Genomic DNA, 18,050 nt, shown 5'->3' on the forward strand with positions numbered 1-18,050 from the left:
CAATGAGTACTTTTGATGCCTACATTGGGTAATACAGCAACAAGATGAACTTTACAAAAAATTAACTACCAATGATTCTCAACAACTGCCCACAAATCCATGCCATATAGGTACCTAATGCATACCCTAATACAGCTAACAGTACACCTACAGGCGCTAACGATGGATGAAATGCTGAGGCAATAACTGGCGCGGATGCTGCGCCACCAATATTAGCTTTACTGCCTACGGCTAAATAAAAAATAGGCGCTCTGATCATTCGACCAACAATAAAGAGCAATGCTACATGCACTGCCATCCATATCAAACCAATAACTATATATTTAGGCGCTTCAACTATTTGTGTGACATCCATATGTAAACCAATAGTGGCAACCAAAATATAAAGAAAGCTGCTACCGACTTTAGAGGCGCCAACCGCTTCTAGCCGTCTAACTTTAGTAAAAGAGAGTATTAAGCCAACAGTAGTTACTAACACAATAATCCAAAACAATTTACTGTGTAAACTAAATTTTTTAAGTTCTGGGAAATTCATTTGAAAGTATGGTACTAAAAAATCAGCTGCTAGATGAGCAAAACCTGCCGCGCCAAAGGCAATAGTAAGAATAAAAATAAAGTCTTTTAACTCTGGACATCTTGCATGGTCGCGCTCAAAGGCTTCAACTCTATCAATTAATTTATTTATACCCGAAGTGTCAGCCCCACTTTTGGCATCAATACGTTGATGATTTGCAGCAAAATAGAGCAAGCAAGCCATCCATAAGTTCGCAATGACTATATCGACCGTCACCATAATCGTGAATATTTTGCCATCAGCACCATAAATTTCTTTCATAGCAAGCATATTAGCACCGCCGCCAATCCAGCTGCCCGCTAATGCGGCCATACCTCGCCAAACAGCATCGGGACCCGTTACACCTAATAATTCAGGCCAAATTGCTGCGGTAGTTAATAAAGCAATAGGGCCACCAATAACCACACCAATAGTACCAGTAAAGAACATAATTATTGCTTTATTACCTAACGCACCAATAGCCTTAATATCAATACTTAATGTCAGCAAAACAAGACAGGCAGGTAACAAATAATATTTTGCAACATCATCAATTTTGCTCACTTCAGCACTAACAATACCAAACGTATTTAATAACGAAGGCAATAGATAACACATCAATAATGCGGGTACGTACTTATAAAATTTTTGCCAGAACGGATGTTCGCTATTTGAGCTGTAAAAGACGAAGCCTAAAATTAATGACAATAACCCTAGGACTGTGGCGTCATTAGTAATTAGTGGAATTGTCAATGGTGCTGCTGACATCTAGACTCCCTATGAATTTTTATCTTTATACGAAAGAATTCATATCCAAATAGTTTTAATGAAAAGTAGGTTCCGTTAATGTGATGTTATCAAGTTGAATTTTCAATAACTGTGCTGCTGGGTCTTTCGGGCATTGTTCAACAAAATAACGATAATCATCAACAGCTACTTTAAAGCAATCTAATTGGTGAAGTAAAAAACCACGGTCGCGCCGTTGTAGCGGATCGTCAGGGTTTAATGACAACAATAAATCAACACACAACAAGGCTTTATCAAATGCTAGATCACGAATTAATGCGCTTTTTAATACACTAAGGTGTTCAACTAAAATGGCTTGACGGTTCATACTAGCAATTTCATGCTGACTGGGGTCACCTTCAAGATCATCTAAACGTAAATCAAGCTCATGCCAATCAAGTGATTCACCCGTAACCGCATCAAAAATAATCGCATGTTGTTCATCGCAACAAAGTCTTACCATCACTTTTGTTGGGACAAAAACTAAATCCGTGACAAAACCACAAGCATTTATAATTTCACAAACAAGTACAGCCTTAACCATAGGAGACATCAATCGTTGATTTAGGCTTGTTGCCACTTTAAATGAGTCTAATGGCCAAACATTTTTATGTTTATCAATAAATAAATGCTGATAATACAGTTCATTAAGCAAAATCTCTGCTTGTTCTAATGGAGATTCAATTTCTGCTATTACGGCCTGACATTGTTCAATGATTTTTTCTAAAGGATCGAGCGAGTGATCAACTTGAGTAGTATCATGCTTTATTGGTTGACATACTATGTCTTGAAAAATGTGCTCTTCAAGCAGTACCAAGGTTTCTAATAAATCTTTGTCGTCTGATTTTAATTCAGATAATAACAGTGTATTCATAACCATTTATAAAATTCTTCTTAAATAATTAGACGAAGAAAAGCGGTTCGCGGGTCATGGCTAAACGTACGATTAGCATGACCCAACCCATAGCTCCTAAATACCCAATAATTTGCATTGGCTTATTACGAGCAAGTTTTAAGGTGAAATAACCGGTAAAGATATAAGCGACTACAGCAAGTAATTTTTCACCCAACCACAATTGCTCAATAGGGTTAATTGAATATTGAATTGCCATCACTACACCAAAGGTCAACAGTAAAGTGTCAATGATGTGAGGCGTTATTTTTACCCATTTAGCTTGCAGTCTCGATGAATTGGCTAATGTCCATATAAAGCGTAGCGTAAATAAGCTAATGCTAAGCACAGCTAAAGTCATGTGAAGATGTTTAAACATAAAAGGTTTCCTATTTTCTGTAATTATTTAACATTATGTAAGTTTATAGTAAGTTAAAGACGATGGTAAATAGCCCAAGAGATACGCTCATGTCCATTTAAGTCTTGCTTAGTTTGCGCATTTTTATACCCTAAATTAGTCAATATTGTTCTCACTGCATACCCTTGTTCAAAGCCATGTTCAAAAAATAATTTGCCATCAGTATTTAAAAAACATCGTGCTTTATCAGCAATATGTTTTATATCAGCTAAGCCTTGTTCACTGGCAACTAAAGCTGATTTTGGCTCAAAACGTACATCACCTTGGCTTAAGTTTATATCGTCGCCATCAATATAAGGCGGGTTTGAAACGATGATATCAAATTTTTTATTTTTCGATATTCCCTCAAACCAGTCACTTTGATAAATATGTACTTGTGCTAAATTAAGATTCTTTGCATTGCGTTGAGCAAGCTTTACCGCTTCAATATTAAAATCTGTCGCATCAATTTCCCATGTTGCCTTTTCACTTGCTAGTGCTAGTGCTATTGCTCCCGTGCCGGTACCTAAATCTAAACAAGTTGTGAGTTTATTATCACTATAAAGTTCAAGAACTAGCTCTACTAAGGTTTCGGTATCAGGTCGAGGAATTAACGTGGCTTCAGATACTGCAAAAGGTAATGACCAAAACTCTTTTATACCAGTTATATAAGCAATCGGCTCACCTTGAGCGCGACGAGATAACAAATGTATAAATTCAAGCAACTGCTCATCACTAAGCTTTTTTTCTGGCCAAGTAAGTAAATAGCTACGCGATTTTTTTAGCACTAAGCTTAATAGGATTTCTACATCAAGCTTGGCACTGTCAGAGCTTGATGCTAATAATTGCTGCCCTTGAACGGTCAAGTTGGCGATAGAGTTATCACCAATCAAACGCAAGCGGTTAGGATTTTTATTCAAATACTATACAACTTAAATTATACAACTCAATTAATGCTGTTCAGCAAGTTCTGCCAGTAAATCGGCTTGATTTTCTTGCATGATTGGTTCCATGATCAATTGCAAATTACCTTCAATAATCTCATTTAAGCGATACAAGGTAAGATTGATACGGTGATCACTCATACGCCCTTGTGGAAAATTATAAGTACGAATGCGCTCTGAGCGATCGCCACTAGCAACTAAGTTCCGGCGTGATGATTCTTCTTCGCCACGGCGTTTTTCATCTTCGGCTTGTTGTAGGCGTGCTTGTAAAACTGACATAGCTTGTGCACGGTTTTTATGTTGTGAGCGTTGATCTTGGCACTCAACCACCACCCCACTAGGAATATGAGTAATACGAATAGCAGAATCAGTTTTGTTAACATGCTGACCACCTGCGCCTGAAGCGCGGAAGGTATCAACTTTTAAATCAGCTTTATTAATTTCAATCGCATCGGCTTCAGGAATTTCAGGCATTACCACTACGGTACAAGCCGATGTGTGCACTCGACCTTGTGACTCGGTTTGAGGTACGCGTTGTACTCGATGGCCACCTGATTCAAATTTCATATAGCCGAACACACCCTCGCCGTTAACCTTCATGATTATTTCTTTATAACCACCCTGCTCGCTTTCATTGGAATTCATTACTTCAACTTTCCAACCTTTCTTTTCGGCATAACGACTATACATTCTAAATAAATCACCCGCAAAAATAGCCGCTTCATCGCCGCCAGCGCCTGCACGTATTTCTACAAAACAGTTATTATCATCATTTGGGTCGCGAGGTAGTAATAAAATTTGAAGCTCATCAGCTAAGCCTGCAAGCGATTTTTTAGCCTCTTTATATTCTTCTTGCGCCATTTCACGCATGTCAGGATCTTCGTCTTTTAGCATTGACTCTGCAGTAGCAAAATCATCTTCCGCACTTTTATAACGGTTAAACACAGAGGTTACTTCATCTAAGCGTTTAAATTCTTGAGATAAAGTGCGAAATTTATCTTGGTTGCTAATAGTTTCAGGATCAGATAATAAGGCTTGAACTTCTTCAAAGCGCTCAACCAGCACTTCAAGCTTTTGGTAAACGGACGATTTCATTAAGAGATTCTTTGTATAAAATGAGGAAAAAACTAAATTGGCGCTATTCTATCACAGTAAATTAAGAGATGACGTAATGGGGAAGAAAAATCTTAAATGAATATATACCTGTTTCGCATGAATATGCTTGTTTCAATGTAAAATTATCACGGGGATTTTATACCCATGTTACTTCAAAATGCAGGATTCAGCTGGAATTAGAAACGTTTTTAGGCAAGGCATTGTTTGAAGGGAATGGTTGTTCCCTTCTCAAAATCAATAACGCAGTATAAAACGCTTCTAAACCAGCCCTACGGGGATTCCTGAGCAAAACATGCTCATCGTTACATCTGTTTTTAAGGACGCTATATGGAAGTAGCTTATTAGAGAATGCAGGAGCATATTCTCCTGAACAACCCTTAATAAAAAGATGCGCCTTGATCATGATCAGCTCAGGTATCCTGAAACTCGCATTTTGAAGTGACTTGGGTATATATGCTATTTGGAATCATCAATATTAAAAATATCACGCAGATAAATTAATTTGTCTAACTCACCGCCTTGGGCGGCTGATTGTAATGCGCTCGTTGGAGCATGCATAAATTTATTTGTTAACTTAGTTGCTAACTCACCGATAATGGCTTCTGAATTTTTACCATTTTTTAATTGCAATAAAGCTTTTTCAAGTAGTTGATCTCGTTCTTGTAAACACTGTTTGCGATAATTAACCACTGTATCTTGGGTATTTAAACCGCGCAGCCATGACATAAAGCTGTCTGACTGGTTATTTACAATACTTTCAGCTTCAACCGCCGCTTTACGACGATTATCTAAATTTTGCGCGATAATACTCTGCAAATCATCAACAGTATACAAAAATACATCTTCTAAATCGCCCACTTGCTCTTCAATATCACGAGGGACAGCTAAATCAACCATAAAAATAGGTTGGTGTCGACGTTTACTAAGCGCTTGTTCTACCATACCTTTACCAATAATAGGCAAAGTAGAACCTGTTGAGCTTATGACAATATCAGCTTTGGCCATATGATCAGGAATTTGCGCTAAAGTAATAACATCAGCGCCAATCTGTTTAGCCATTTTTTCAGCGCGATCAAGAGTACGATTGGCAACAGTAATTTTACCCACTTTATTTTCATATAAATGTTTAGCAACCAGTTCAATGGTTTCACCTGCACCAACAAGTAAAACTTTTACGTTATCAAGGCTAGCAAAAATATGTTTGGCTAAATTAACACTAGCAAAAGCAACCGATACGGCGCTTGCGCCAATTTCTGTTTCCGTACGAACTTGTTTAGCGGCACCAAAAGTACGCTGAAATAATCGGTCCATGACTAATGCCATAGAACCGGCAGCTTTAGCTTGGCTATACGCTTGTTTCATTTGCCCTAAAATTTGCGGTTCGCCTAAAACTAAGGAGTCTAACCCACAAGCAACACGCATCATGTGATTAACGGCTTGTTGATCTTGATGCCAATATAAACTAGGTAAAATAATAGAAGCAGGGATATTATGGTAACTTTCTAACCATTGCACTAAGCGTTCTTGCGTTAACTTTATATCACCATCTTGGATAAGATAGAGTTCAGTTCGATTACAGGTAGATAAAATTGCGACTTCACGGCACTGCACCGCTGACAGCATTTCTTGCAAGGCACTCGACAGTCTATCCGGATTAAAGGATATCTTTTCTCTGACCGCAACAGGCGCAGTTTTGTGGTTAATTCCTACAGCAACGATTGACAATATAATAAACCTATTGATAAAAACAAATGTATACCCAAGTGACTTCAAAATTCGAGTTTCAGGATTCCTGAGCAAATCATGATCAAGGCGCATCTTTTTATTAATGGTTGTTCCATTAAAAACAGATGTAACGATGAGCATGTTTTACTCAGTCATCCCCGCAGGGCTGGTTTAGAAACGTTCTATGCTGCGTTATTGATTTTGATAAGGGAGTAACCATTCTCTTCAATCAATGCCTTGCCTAAAGACGTTTCTAATTCCAGCTGAATTCTGCATTTTGAAGTCACTTGGGTATATACCAACTTCAAATTAAAGCTAACGTTTAGATTATACGTTAACAATCCTATTATTACTCAGGATTACACGTTAAAACATGATCTATGATAAAAATCACCAAAAAGAATAGGGTTTTTTAACCTTAATTCGTCATTTTACAAAATACTACTGCCAATTTAAAGCCCTGAAAGAAAACAAGTGTATTGAATTGAACCCTTGGCTATGTTCAAATATCTTCACTTTCAAATGTTCAGTACCCATTAAATGGCTAAGCATTCATCTTATTTATTTTTCTTATTGACACTATCTAGTGCTATTTTGTCAGGCTGTACAACAAAACCAAGCAATGACTCACCAACGGTAATTATTCAACAAAGTGTTGTACAAAGAACTACACAGCTAACGAAAATCAATCAATGGTATCTTCGTGGAAAAATAGCCTTTATAGAGCAACAAAAAGATCAAACAAGCAAACGAGAGAGTGCGACAATTGCATGGCGAGTGAATGAAAATAATCAAACCCAAGAGCTGAATTTAACAAGCTACTTGGGGATAAACGTACTTCATTTAGCGTCAGAACATAATAATCACCTAATTAAAGTGGATGGTAAAGAATATCGGGCTAATAACTTACCCCAATTAGTGCATTCTCTGACCGGGCTAACCCTACCCACAAAAGCCTTAACTTTTTGGCTAAAAGGGCTACCTTACCAAGCGAGCGATCAAGTAAAATTCTCGCCTAAAACCCAGTTACCTGTTAGCCTAACAAGCTTGTTCGATAATATTCAATGGCAAGTAGACTACAATAAGTATCAAGTATTTGATGGTGTACAAATGGCAACGCAATTCACCATAAAAAAAGATGGTTTATTAATTAAAATTGCCATTAAAAAGTGGTCTTTAACATACTAATTGATCTTAAAATAATACAATGATGAACACATACCTAAATAAACAGTATAAATTCCCTGCTCCCGCTAAGTTAAACTTATTTCTTCATGTCGTTGGGCAACGTAATGATGGCTATCATGAATTAGAAACCTTATTTCAATTTCTTGATTACAGTGACACCATTGAAATAACAGTAACGACAAATTCAGACATAACATTACTAACACCCATGGACGGTGTTAATAACGAAGATAATTTAATTGTTAAGGCGGCTAAATTATTACAAGAAAAAGTATTTCAAAAAACTCATAGTAAAAAAATACTTTTAGGTGCAAGAATAAGTATTAACAAAATACTTCCTATGGGTGGCGGCTTAGGAGGGGGCTCTTCAAATGCCGCAACAATATTAGTTGCCCTTAATACTCTTTGGCAGTGTGGGTTTTCAGCTAAACAACTGGCAGATCTAGGCTTAAGCTTAGGTGCTGATGTCCCCATATTTGTTCATGGCTTTGCTGCTTTTGCTCAAGGAGTGGGTGAGAAGTTATCGCCTGTTCAGCCAGAAGAATGTTGGTATTTAGTGAGTAAACCTCACTGTAGTATTTCAACAGCCAGTGTATTCACTTCTCCAGACTTACCTAGAGCCACGGCAAAATTAATCCATAACGACTTTAATAACTATTACCGTGATGACGATTTATTTAATGATTATCGACTAAATAATGGCAAATATCATAATGATTGCCAAACCATGGTAATAAAACATTACGATAAGGTTGCCAACTTACTCGCTTGGTTGATAGAATATGCGCCTTCTAGAATGACAGGTACTGGAGCATGTATATTTTCATGTTTTGCCAGTAAACAAGCGGCATATGATCTACAAGTTAAGCTTCCTAAAGGGATAAATTCATTTATCGCTAAAGGATTAAATAAGTCATCGCTCTTACCTGTTATTGAAGACTTAGCTATACCCGTTCCACTTGAAGATACATGATTCAGCTGGAAGTAGAGCGGGTATAAATAAGAAAGTTAAACTACTTTTGCTGAAATCAGTCGTTACAAATAGTATTGATTTTAGCTATATACAGCTCAGTGTTTATTAACACAACGATAAACAAGGGGTATATTTTAATGTCAAAAGTTTCTGAGGAACTGACTGTGCCTGACATGAAGATTTTTGCGGGTAATGCCACCCCTGAACTGGCCAAACAAATTGCAAGTCGCTTATACATTACGTTGGGCGAAGCCAAGATTGGCAGTTTTAGTGATGGTGAAATAAGTTTTGAAATACATGAAAATGTTCGCGGTAGCGATGTTTTTATCATTCAATCAACCTGTGCACCAACCAATAACAACTTAATGGAACTCATTGTGATGATCGACGCATTTCGTCGTGCATCAGCAGGGAGAATTACTGCGGTTATTCCTTATTTTGGTTATGCTCGCCAAGACAGACGTGTACGTAGTGCGCGTGTACCTATTACAGCAAAGGTAGTTGCTGATTTCTTATCAAGTGTGGGTGTTGACCGAGTATTAACGGTTGATTTACACGCAGAACAAATTCAAGGCTTCTTCGACGTTCCTGTTGACAATGCTTTTGGCACACCTATTTTATTAGAAGATATGAAAAACCGTGAATTGGATAATCCGGTTGTAGTATCTCCTGACATTGGTGGTGTTGTACGTGCTCGTGCAGTAGCAAAATTATTAAATGATGCCGATCTAGCTATTATTGATAAACGTCGTCCTAAAGCCAATGTTGCCCAAGTAATGCATATTATTGGTGATGTAGAAGGTCGTGACTGTATTATTGTTGATGATATGATCGATACTGGCGGCACATTAGCAAAAGCGGCAGAAGCATTAAAAAAACATGGTGCAAAACGTGTTATTGCTTATGCTACTCACCCAGTATTATCGGGTAACGCTGCTGAAAACCTGAGAACTTCAGTAATTGATGAATTGGTAGTAACGGATTCAATTCCATTATCGTCAGAAATCAAAAAGCTTAAAATGGTACGTGTGCTAACCTTAAGTGGCATGCTTAGTGAAGCCATTCGACGAGTATGTAACGAAGAATCAATTTCAGCTATGTTTGATAGTTAATCATTAACTAACATCAAATTCTTTAAAGCCGATATTAAGTATTTAATATCGGCTTTTTTATTGACTGTTTTTATCACGGATAGGTAATAATCGATAGCTTTAGACTATCTGTAGTGTTATTATTCCGCGCCTTTTTTATCTAACATGGCTTCTTTTATTAGTAACCTAAATAGATAAATAAAGATATATCCTTGTTTTTGGTCGCAAAAAACAAGATTTAATTTTACTTATATAATATAAGAGTATACATCATGACTGATTTATTTACTTTGGATGCAGAACTACGTACAGATTTAGGGAAAGGTGCGAGCCGCCGCCTACGTCACGCGAATAAAGTTCCTGCTATCCTTTACGGCGAAGGCCAAGAGCCGGTATCTTTAACTTTAGAGCACAAAAATGTTTTCCGTGCTCAACAAGAAGAAGCTTTTTACTCACACGTACTAACGTTAAACATTGCTGGCAAGCCAGTTGAATGTTTAATCAAAGACATGCAACGCCATCCGTTCAAGCAAGTGGTAATGCATATGGATTTCTTACGTATTGATGCAAAACATGCTTTACATGCTAATGTTCCTGTTCACTTCATCAACGAAGAGAACCTTGCAAAAGCTGGCGCAACTATTGCTCACCATGTAACAGAAATTGCCGTTAGCTGTTTACCAAAAGATTTACCTGAGTTCATCGAAGTTGATTTAGTTGATTTAGAAATTGGTCAAACAATACATTTATCAGACGTTACATTGCCTAAAGGCGTAACTTCTGACGAGTTAGCAAAAGGTGAAAGCCATGACCAAGCAGTTGTTACTGCTAATGTTGCTAAAGTACAAAAAGATGATGAAGATGAAGCCGCTGCTCCTGAAGAAGAAGCTCCAGCTGCTGAATAATCAAACTTTATTCAGTTAGCTATTTAACTTAAAGATGAATTGATATACCAAGTCTATTAAGTTATTTACCACTCAGCGAGAATTAAAAGGCTTAGAGGCAAGGCGTTGATTGAAGTGAATGGTTATTCCCTTTGCAAAATCAACAACGTAGCATGTAAGCCTTTCAAGCTCGCCCTTCGGGAGCTTATTAGCAAACTGATAACAGCACAAAATTAATGAAATATAGAATAACTATGTTTAACAAATTTTGTTTGTTCTAAGCTCGCTAATATAGCTCTGAGTTGGGAATAAATTTAATAGAATTGGTATTAATATGACTATTAAGTTGATTGCGGGGCTAGGAAATCCTGGCCCCGAATATATAAAAACACGTCACAATGCCGGTGTTTGGTTTGTAGAAGAACTAGCACAGCGCAATAATATATCTCTTCGCCCCGAAAAAAAATACTCCGGTCTCTATGGTAAAGGTCTTATAGGCAATGAACTTGTTCACCTATTGATCCCAACTACCTTTATGAACCGAAGTGGTCAAGCAGTTGCTCCTTTAGCTAATTTTTTCCGCATTAATGTTGATAATATTTTAATTGCTCACGACGAATTAGACATGCTACCCGGCTCAGTAAAAATAAAACAAGGTGGTGGTCATGGTGGACACAATGGTTTAAAAGATATTATTGCTCGTATGGCAAACAATAGAGATTTTTATCGTTTACGCATTGGTATCGGGCACCCAGGTCACCGAGACAAAGTTACTGGCCATGTATTGGGTAAAGCATCACAAAACGAACAATCATTAATTGAACAGGCCATTGATGAAGCCACTCGCTGTTTTGAACTTTGGCAAATCGATGGCTTTAAAAGTGCGCAACAACGCTTACATGCCTTTAAAGGCATCTAATATAGCGAAAGCCGCAATATATAAGTAGTCTGTTGGATATTATCCAACAACACTCATTCACAATTTTAAAATTAACAAAGACAGGTAAATATTATGGGATTTAAATGTGGCATCGTTGGTTTACCCAATGTAGGTAAATCAACACTATTTAACGCACTCACCAAAGCAGGTATTGATGCGGCAAACTTCCCGTTTTGTACTATTGAGCCAAATACTGGCGTAGTACCCGTACCTGATCCTCGCTTAGATAAATTAACTAAAATAGTAAACCCAGAGCGTGTATTAGCAACAACAATGGAGTTTGTCGATATTGCAGGCCTTGTTGCTGGCGCATCAAAAGGTGAAGGTTTAGGTAATAAATTTTTAGCCAATATTCGTGAAACTGATGCTATTGGTCACGTAGTTCGCTGCTTTGATAATGACAATATTATTCATGTTGCTAATAAAGTCAGCCCTATTGATGATATTGAAGTAATCAATACTGAATTAGCCTTATCTGATATGGACACAGCAGAACGTGCAATTTTTCGTTTAGCTAAGAAAGCTAAAGGCGGAGATAAAGATGCTAAATTTGAGATGCCTGTATTAGAGAAAATATTAAAGCATGTTGAAGAAGGTCACATGGTACGTTCTTTAGAATTATCTAAAGAAGAAAAAGCTGCTATCGATTACTTAAACTTTTTAACACTTAAACCAACGATGTATATAGCGAATGTCAATGATGATGGTTTTCAAGACAATCCTTACCTTGACCAAGTACAAGAAATAGCTGATGCAGAAGGTGCTATCGTTGTTGCAGTGTGCGCTGAAATTGAAAGTGAACTATCTGAAATGGATGATGAAGACCGTATTGAGTTTATGGCTGAAATGGGGTTAGAAGAGCCGGGCCTAAATCGTGTTATAAATGCTGGTTATTCCTTACTGCACTTACAAACTTATTTTACGGCAGGCGTTAAAGAAGTACGCGCATGGACAGTAAAACAAAATGCTACAGCACCTCAAGCAGCAGGTGTTATTCATACTGACTTTGAGAAAGGTTTCATTCGTGCCGAAATAATTAGTTATGACGATTTTATTGAATTTAATGGTGAGTCCGGTGCTAAAGAAGCTGGCAAGTGGCGCTTAGAGGGTAAAGACTACCGCGTGAAAGATGGCGATGTTATTCACTTCCGCTTTAATGTATAGCTTAGCTTTTAGCTTTACACAATAATGTGATTAATTACCGATATTAAAAACGCACCCAATAAGGTGCGTTTTTTTGTTTCATACATAATAAAATCTATTTAGCTCCCCTCTATACCCGTTCCACTTGAAGATGCATGATTCAGCTGGAATTATAAACGTTTTTAGGCAAGGCATTGATTGAATAGAATGGTTACTCCCTTCTCAAAATCAATAACGTAGCATAAAGCGTTTATAAACCAGCCCTTTGGGGAAGGCTGAGAAAATCATACTCTGCGTTACATTTCTTTTTAAGGACGCTACATGGATGTAGCTTATTAGAGAATGCAGGAGCATATTCTCCTGAATAACCCTTAATAAAAAAATGTGCCTTGATTATGAATTACTCAGTCTTCCTGAAACGAGCATCTTCAAGTGGAGCGGGTATATACTTATTCTTTAGCAAGCCACAAACAATTGATGAGCATTTAAAAGTGAATACATTAAACACAAATTTTAATAAAAATAGAGTTGAATTAGCATGGGAAAGCATCAAATTGAGCAGACAATAAGCAAACAAGAAAAAAGTGCATTTATTTAGAAGAAAACGGTTGACGAACGGCAAGTAGATTTGCATAATACGCGCCACTTGCTACAGAGCAGGTTGGTAAGGCTACATAGCTCAGTTGGTTAGAGCACATCACTCATAATGATGGGGTCCCAGGTTCGAGTCCCGGTGTAGCCACCATTTTTACTTCGATGTTTTCATTTAAGTAAAAAGAGTTCAAGACTCTTTAAAAACTTGAATGTAATGCGGGTTTGGCGGAATTGGTAGACGCGCCGGATTTAGGTTCCGGTATCGCAAGATGTGAGAGTTCAAGTCTCTTGACCCGTACCATTTTAAAAGGCAACTTGTTGTCAATTGTAAAAAGTAAGAACATTGCAGGGATATAGCCAAGCGGTAAGGCAGCGGGTTTTGATCCCGTCATTCAGAGGTTCAAATCCTCTTATCCCTGCCATCTTTTTAGTATTCATCTCGAATAAAAAAAAGCTCAATGTAATTACTCCCCTGTAGGGATATAGCCAAGCGGTAAGGCAGCGGGTTTTGATCCCGTCATTCAGAGGTTCAAATCCTCTTATCCCTGCCATCTTCTATTCTAAGTAAAAATCAAAATGCGGGTTTGGCGGAATTGGTAGACGCGCTGGATTTAGGTTCCAGTATCGCAAGATGTGAGAGTTCAAGTCTCTTGACCCGCACCATTTCGATAAAGTTCAAATATATTGATTCATACCATTTCAATAAAACTCAAATAGTACAAACTAAACATTGGCGGAATTGCTAGACGCGCTGCTTATGTTAGGAATAGTAGGTTCCAGTATCGCAAGATGTGAGAGTTCAAGTCTCTTGACCCGCACCATTTCAATAAAATCCAACCATACAAAAACATATTACAAGCATAGTTTGACGGTTAATTTATCGCTTTATTTTTTCTTCTTACGCATTACAAAAAACAGCACTAAAGCAATAACGATGATTCCGCCATTTCCGGCTGCTATCATAATCATAGTTTGCATCTCTTTTTCTTCTTCAGCTTGTTGTCGCACTATTTTTGCTTGTGCTAACTCAGCTTCTCTATCTGCTAATAACTTTTGTTCTCTATCAATACTAACCGTTTGTTCAACACCATTCTCATCGGTTGTAATCATCAAATACTCATCATCGCTAGGTTTAACATTAAAACTAAACTCAGGAACCGTTAGACGAAACTCTCGACCTGATGTAGTTTTGCCAAACGCACTAACATTAATACGATAAATGCCAGATTCTGTATTTTCAATATCTTTGATACGTGTATCACCTTGCTGATCATCCATAATGGAAAAGGGCTCAATTTGTTTGTCTGGAAAAGTAATTTTACCTTGGAAAACTAAACTGTTGGGGTCAACATAGGTAGGATTGATCGATAATGTCATACTGTGTGGATTATTTTCGTTTTCAGACGTTTCGACAGCAATGGTTATTGGCGATTTGTGTAATACAAGAGGCTTTTGACGTAACTCACGGCTAGCCATAGGTAATTTAATCAAAAATACTGGTTGCCATTCACCTGCGGCAAAATCTAAGCGAAATTCACCTGTGAATAGACCATCTGCAGCATATTCGTCCAAATTATGACCGTCATCTCGAAATGATGTTAATTTAAGTGCTGAGGCACCAAAGTTTTCGTAATCAGTATTATTAGTACTATAAAAATGAACATCCAACTTTACTACATTACGAAAATGAGGCGTATTGATAGGCTCATCGCCATTATAAAGTTTACCAACCACTTTTATGGTTTCACCTGACAAGACAACTTCGGGTAAAGGCTCTACCTCTATTTTAACATCAGACATCACCATAATTTGGCTTTCTGGCATAATATCACCAATAGCTTGCCATGGCCCTGGCATAGGTTTTTCAATTCTGATCAGATCAAAGGTGCTGTCATCATGCCACTGCACTTTACTCTTATCAACGTTATCCACCCTTAATTTACTACCATCTGGGCGCACTAAAATTATAGGTCGACTACCCCTATTTCGATAAAACAACAAAGTGATTTCATCAAGTTTTGCATCTATACGGAAACGATTATCAAAATAGGGGATTTGATTTGTTTTATTGTCACTTTGGTAATATTTTACATTACTTTTCTGTATTGACTTCACCTGTTCAGTGAACGTTGTTGGCTCTTGGGTAAACTCTTGAGTAGCAATGGTTTCAGTGTTAACTAAGCTCAATAACGTAACAAAACAAAATATAAATAACTTCTTCATTTCCAAAGTGGCTCTCCCCCTTTTTGCTTAACAACCAATAACCTTTCTTTGTGTGCTTCTACTTCATCGGCAGAAGCATCAATAACCTTTAGCTTTACTCGATTATTACTTAAGCGTCTAATAGCATTAGCATCTTCGCTATTATTATCTCCAACCGATAAATTAAATGTTGACTGCTTACGTGTCATTTCAATATAAACGAAAGCAAGTAGCTGTGCATCAATCAATGCACCATGATAAGTACGATCTATTAGTTTATCTACTTTATAAAAACGCGCTAAATAATCTAATGTTTTTGGTGAGCCAAACTCATCCTTTGATGTCTTTAAAGTATCGGTAATAGTACAAATATCTTCCGTCATTAGTACTTTGTTATTAGCGCTATTTGCAAAGTTGAATAATGAAAATTCATGATTCATAAAGCCAACATCAAACTTGGCATTATGAATAACTAATTCAGCACCACGGATAAAATCAATAAAGTCATCAATGACTTGTGGAAACGTAGGTTTATCATCTAGAAACGCATTAGTTAAACCATGAATATTGATTACCTCTTGATCCATTTGCAATACTTGACCACGTTGATCAAGTGGTTTGATGTATACATGATAGTTTCGACCCGTTAATTGACGATTAATCATTTCAACACAACCAATTTCAACAATTCTATGTCCATCTCTGGGATTAATGCCAGTTGTTTCCGTATCAAGAATAATCAATCGTTGTTCTTGTGGGCCGTTGTCTTGACTATTATTTACATTCACTGTTTGTAACCTTTAACGTTTATATATAAAAAATTCAATCGATACCCGTTACCAATCAAGATGTATGTTTCAGAGTGCTTGAGCGATTTCAATTCAAGGCGCTATGATGAAATAATAGTTATTCTATTATAAGTCACAGTAACGATGAAGTGATGTTGCTCAAGCGCTTCTTCGATGGGTTTAAAATGACTTTATACTCATGATACTTCAAAATGTCTATTTCAGAGTATTTCGAGGTAACATGAGTATATACGGTGTTAAATAATCAACGCATAGAATGACTATGCGTAAATTATTTCTCTTGCCTAAAGTCATTTTAATTCCCACTGAAATCCTGCACTTTGAATGGTAACGGGTATATCATTATTTTTCTGGTATTTTCTGTGGAAACTCTGTTAAATTTATTGTAAACCGTTCACTGTTATAGCATAAAATAATTAAGGTAATCGTTAATATAGCTTGCATAATAAGCCATTCTACTGAAATTAATTGCCAATAAAAAAAGCCCATGCCATGAGTTAATAAATCAAACAATAATGCTGCGATTAAAATTTTTCGACTATGTTGCCAACTAATTTTAACCCAGTTTGCCGCTTCAGGCCGTCGTAAACTGATAATTAGCACAACAAATAAACCAACCGCACCTGATATTAAACTTAAATAAAACAATGAGGTTTCAGGGTATATCCACGAGATAACACTTACTCTATCGCGCATATTCGTTACCGACATCAACCAAACAAGATAACCACGCAACACAAACAACAATACAAGGTAAAACCTTTTTGACAACTTGAGGCAATCATAGTTATCAAAATCTTGTACCGAATATTGCTGATACTTTTTGGAACTCTGACTCACTAAACTAACTTAACTGTAGCTTTGTCTTTAGCATCGCGTTCTAACCGTAAATACTCCTGTCCCGCAATAATAGCTTTAACAGATTTAGAATTAAATTCACGTATATATAAGGTATAAACCACCCAAACGCTCATTAAAACAAACAAAAAAGGATGAAAAAACCAACAAATAGCCGCTAAAGCAAAATAATAGGAACGAAGCCCATAATTATAAGAATGTGCTGCTTGATCTTGTACTATTGCAATTTGTTTAGCATAAGCTTTGAGGTTGTCATTCAAGCCAGATGTATCTATAGGTGCAGCGCCCACCATCACATTAACAAAGCCATACTGACGCATAGACCAAGTAAATTGAAAAAATGATAGGACAAAAATAAAAGCTAATAAACTTAACTTAATCTGAATAGAAGAATGACTAACATGATCAGCATAAGGCATTGAGAATATAACACTTTCTAATGTGTCTATTTGCGCAAACAGCGTCAATATACCCGCTAATATTAATAAAGTACTTGAAGCAAAAAAAGCGATATTTCGCTCTAAGTTAGCTAATAACGCCGCCTCACCAACTCTAACATCTCGGGTAATAGTCTCATACATCCAATGAATTCGATGTTGGTTTAAACTTCGAGCCAAACAATCGGTAGTTTTAGCTTTTTTACGAGCAAACCAAGTATACCCTGACCATGATAGAAAAAAAGCCGATAAAGCGATGAGATCAATAAAAGATAATGGCATTTAAAAACCCAGTAGAAAATATGCATATATACTCATGTTACCTCGAAATGCTCGTTTCAGCGAGAATTAAAAGGCTTAGAGGCAAGGCATTGATTGAAGATAATGGTGTTCAGGAGAATATGCTCCTGCATTCTCTAATAAGATAATTGGACTCCCCCACACCTAAGATGTGGGGTAATATATTTGTTACCACACAAAAAATATTATAAAGAGTCCTTGTTATGAAGAATACTATA

16 protein-coding genes and 5 tRNA genes are annotated in these 18,050 nt (G+C 37.0%); 11 read left to right on the top strand and 10 right to left on the bottom strand.

Annotated features, from left to right (window positions below; translation table 11 throughout):
• Positions 1–61: 61 nt before the first annotated feature.
• The 6 genes from DWA31_RS00390 to hemA all read right to left on the bottom strand — a co-directional run bounded on the left by DWA31_RS00390 (position 62) and on the right by hemA (position 6,413).
• Entirely contained in the window at positions 62–1,321 is a 1,260-nt protein-coding gene (locus tag DWA31_RS00390) for a DUF819 family protein (protein ID WP_114324706.1), read from the bottom strand.
• Positions 1,322–1,376: 55 nt separating this feature from the next.
• A complete protein-coding gene (locus DWA31_RS00395; protein ID WP_114324728.1) occupies positions 1,377–2,213 on the bottom strand; it encodes a tetratricopeptide repeat protein in 837 nt (278 codons plus the stop codon).
• A 28-nt stretch (positions 2,214–2,241) separates the two neighbouring features.
• Positions 2,242–2,610 carry a SirB2 family protein gene (locus DWA31_RS00400; protein WP_114324707.1) on the bottom strand — a complete coding sequence of 123 codons (369 nt, stop codon included), beginning with the start codon at positions 2,608–2,610 and terminating at the stop codon, positions 2,242–2,244.
• A gap of 53 nt (positions 2,611–2,663) precedes the next feature.
• Positions 2,664–3,548, bottom strand: coding sequence for a peptide chain release factor N(5)-glutamine methyltransferase (prmC, locus tag DWA31_RS00405; RefSeq protein ID WP_425451839.1), 885 nt, complete (start codon positions 3,546–3,548; stop codon positions 2,664–2,666).
• A 30-nt stretch (positions 3,549–3,578) separates the two neighbouring features.
• On the bottom strand, positions 3,579–4,667 hold the full coding sequence (gene prfA / locus DWA31_RS00410) for a peptide chain release factor 1 (RefSeq protein WP_114324708.1): 1,089 nt from the start codon (positions 4,665–4,667) through the stop codon (positions 3,579–3,581).
• 477 nt (positions 4,668–5,144) lie between these two features.
• Positions 5,145–6,413, bottom strand: coding sequence for a glutamyl-tRNA reductase (hemA, locus tag DWA31_RS00420; protein ID WP_114324710.1), 1,269 nt, complete (start codon positions 6,411–6,413; stop codon positions 5,145–5,147).
• 540 nt (positions 6,414–6,953) lie between these two features.
• Here hemA and lolB point away from each other — a divergent pair.
• The 11 genes from lolB to DWA31_RS00475 all read left to right on the top strand — a co-directional run bounded on the left by lolB (position 6,954) and on the right by DWA31_RS00475 (position 13,889).
• Positions 6,954–7,601 (top strand): lipoprotein insertase outer membrane protein LolB, encoded by a 648-nt coding sequence (lolB, locus tag DWA31_RS00425; RefSeq protein ID WP_114324711.1) that lies wholly within the window; start codon positions 6,954–6,956, stop codon positions 7,599–7,601.
• Between the two features lie 22 nt (positions 7,602–7,623).
• Complete coding sequence (gene ispE, locus DWA31_RS00430; RefSeq protein WP_210725516.1) at positions 7,624–8,574, top strand: 4-(cytidine 5'-diphospho)-2-C-methyl-D-erythritol kinase; 951 nt, start codon at positions 7,624–7,626, stop codon at positions 8,572–8,574.
• 164 nt (positions 8,575–8,738) lie between these two features.
• The gene (locus DWA31_RS00435) at positions 8,739–9,686 is read left to right on the top strand and encodes a ribose-phosphate pyrophosphokinase (RefSeq protein ID WP_114324730.1); all 948 of its coding nucleotides are present in this window, start codon (positions 8,739–8,741) and stop codon (positions 9,684–9,686) included.
• A gap of 251 nt (positions 9,687–9,937) precedes the next feature.
• Positions 9,938–10,570 (top strand): 50S ribosomal protein L25/general stress protein Ctc, encoded by a 633-nt coding sequence (locus DWA31_RS00440; protein WP_210725513.1) that lies wholly within the window; start codon positions 9,938–9,940, stop codon positions 10,568–10,570.
• A gap of 313 nt (positions 10,571–10,883) precedes the next feature.
• Positions 10,884–11,468, top strand: a complete 585-nt coding sequence (pth, locus tag DWA31_RS00445) for an aminoacyl-tRNA hydrolase (protein WP_114324714.1) — start codon at positions 10,884–10,886, stop codon at positions 11,466–11,468.
• A 93-nt stretch (positions 11,469–11,561) separates the two neighbouring features.
• Positions 11,562–12,653: a redox-regulated ATPase YchF gene (gene ychF, locus DWA31_RS00450; protein ID WP_114324715.1), complete on the top strand. Its 1,092-nt coding sequence runs from the start codon at positions 11,562–11,564 to the stop codon at positions 12,651–12,653.
• Positions 12,654–13,300: 647 nt separating this feature from the next.
• Positions 13,301–13,377: transfer RNA gene (locus DWA31_RS00455), tRNA-Met, on the top strand.
• Positions 13,378–13,442: 65 nt separating this feature from the next.
• Positions 13,443–13,527: transfer RNA gene (locus tag DWA31_RS00460), tRNA-Leu, on the top strand.
• Between the two features lie 46 nt (positions 13,528–13,573).
• A tRNA-Gln gene (locus tag DWA31_RS00465) sits at positions 13,574–13,648 on the top strand.
• A 54-nt stretch (positions 13,649–13,702) separates the two neighbouring features.
• Positions 13,703–13,777 (top strand) — tRNA-Gln (locus DWA31_RS00470).
• Between the two features lie 27 nt (positions 13,778–13,804).
• Positions 13,805–13,889, top strand: a tRNA-Leu gene (locus tag DWA31_RS00475).
• A 222-nt stretch (positions 13,890–14,111) separates the two neighbouring features.
• On the opposite strand, the gene DWA31_RS00480 is transcribed toward DWA31_RS00475, so the two are convergent.
• The 4 genes from DWA31_RS00480 to DWA31_RS00500 form a co-directional block, all read right to left on the bottom strand.
• Positions 14,112–15,449: a TIGR03503 family protein gene (locus DWA31_RS00480; protein WP_114324716.1), complete on the bottom strand. Its 1,338-nt coding sequence runs from the start codon at positions 15,447–15,449 to the stop codon at positions 14,112–14,114.
• On the bottom strand, positions 15,446–16,216 hold the full coding sequence (gene dnaQ / locus DWA31_RS00485; protein ID WP_114324717.1) for a DNA polymerase III subunit epsilon: 771 nt from the start codon (positions 16,214–16,216) through the stop codon (positions 15,446–15,448). The genes DWA31_RS00480 and dnaQ overlap by 4 nt, the downstream gene beginning before the upstream one ends.
• A 363-nt stretch (positions 16,217–16,579) precedes the next feature.
• Positions 16,580–17,077 (bottom strand): DUF2919 family protein, encoded by a 498-nt coding sequence (locus DWA31_RS00495; RefSeq protein WP_114324718.1) that lies wholly within the window; start codon positions 17,075–17,077, stop codon positions 16,580–16,582.
• On the bottom strand, positions 17,077–17,814 hold the full coding sequence (locus tag DWA31_RS00500; RefSeq protein WP_114324719.1) for a DUF599 domain-containing protein: 738 nt from the start codon (positions 17,812–17,814) through the stop codon (positions 17,077–17,079). The genes DWA31_RS00495 and DWA31_RS00500 overlap by 1 nt, the downstream gene beginning before the upstream one ends.
• Positions 17,815–18,050: the final 236 nt, after the last annotated feature.

It is taken from the genome of Candidatus Colwellia aromaticivorans (genome assembly GCF_003333305.1).
GTDB classification, from domain to species: Bacteria; Pseudomonadota; Gammaproteobacteria; order Enterobacterales; family Alteromonadaceae; genus Colwellia; species Colwellia aromaticivorans.

Bases quoted from the DNA above. Each gene is read 5' to 3' on its own strand.
- DWA31_RS00390 (WP_114324706.1), bottom strand. From the start codon at position 1,321: ATGTCAGCAGCACCATTGACAATTCCACTAATTACTAATGACGCCACA.
- ispE (WP_210725516.1), top strand. From the start codon at position 7,624: ATGAACACATACCTAAATAAACAGTATAAATTCCCTGCTCCCGCTAAG.
- DWA31_RS00400 (WP_114324707.1), bottom strand. From the start codon at position 2,610: ATGTTTAAACATCTTCACATGACTTTAGCTGTGCTTAGCATTAGCTTA.
- ychF (WP_114324715.1), top strand. From the start codon at position 11,562: ATGGGATTTAAATGTGGCATCGTTGGTTTACCCAATGTAGGTAAATCA.
- lolB (WP_114324711.1), top strand. From the start codon at position 6,954: ATGGCTAAGCATTCATCTTATTTATTTTTCTTATTGACACTATCTAGT.
- prfA (WP_114324708.1), bottom strand. From the start codon at position 4,667: ATGAAATCGTCCGTTTACCAAAAGCTTGAAGTGCTGGTTGAGCGCTTT.
- DWA31_RS00395 (WP_114324728.1), bottom strand. From the start codon at position 2,213: ATGAATACACTGTTATTATCTGAATTAAAATCAGACGACAAAGATTTA.
- DWA31_RS00440 (WP_210725513.1), top strand. From the start codon at position 9,938: ATGACTGATTTATTTACTTTGGATGCAGAACTACGTACAGATTTAGGG.
- DWA31_RS00500 (WP_114324719.1), bottom strand. From the start codon at position 17,814: ATGCCATTATCTTTTATTGATCTCATCGCTTTATCGGCTTTTTTTCTA.
- DWA31_RS00480 (WP_114324716.1), bottom strand. From the start codon at position 15,449: ATGAAGAAGTTATTTATATTTTGTTTTGTTACGTTATTGAGCTTAGTT.
- pth (WP_114324714.1), top strand. From the start codon at position 10,884: ATGACTATTAAGTTGATTGCGGGGCTAGGAAATCCTGGCCCCGAATAT.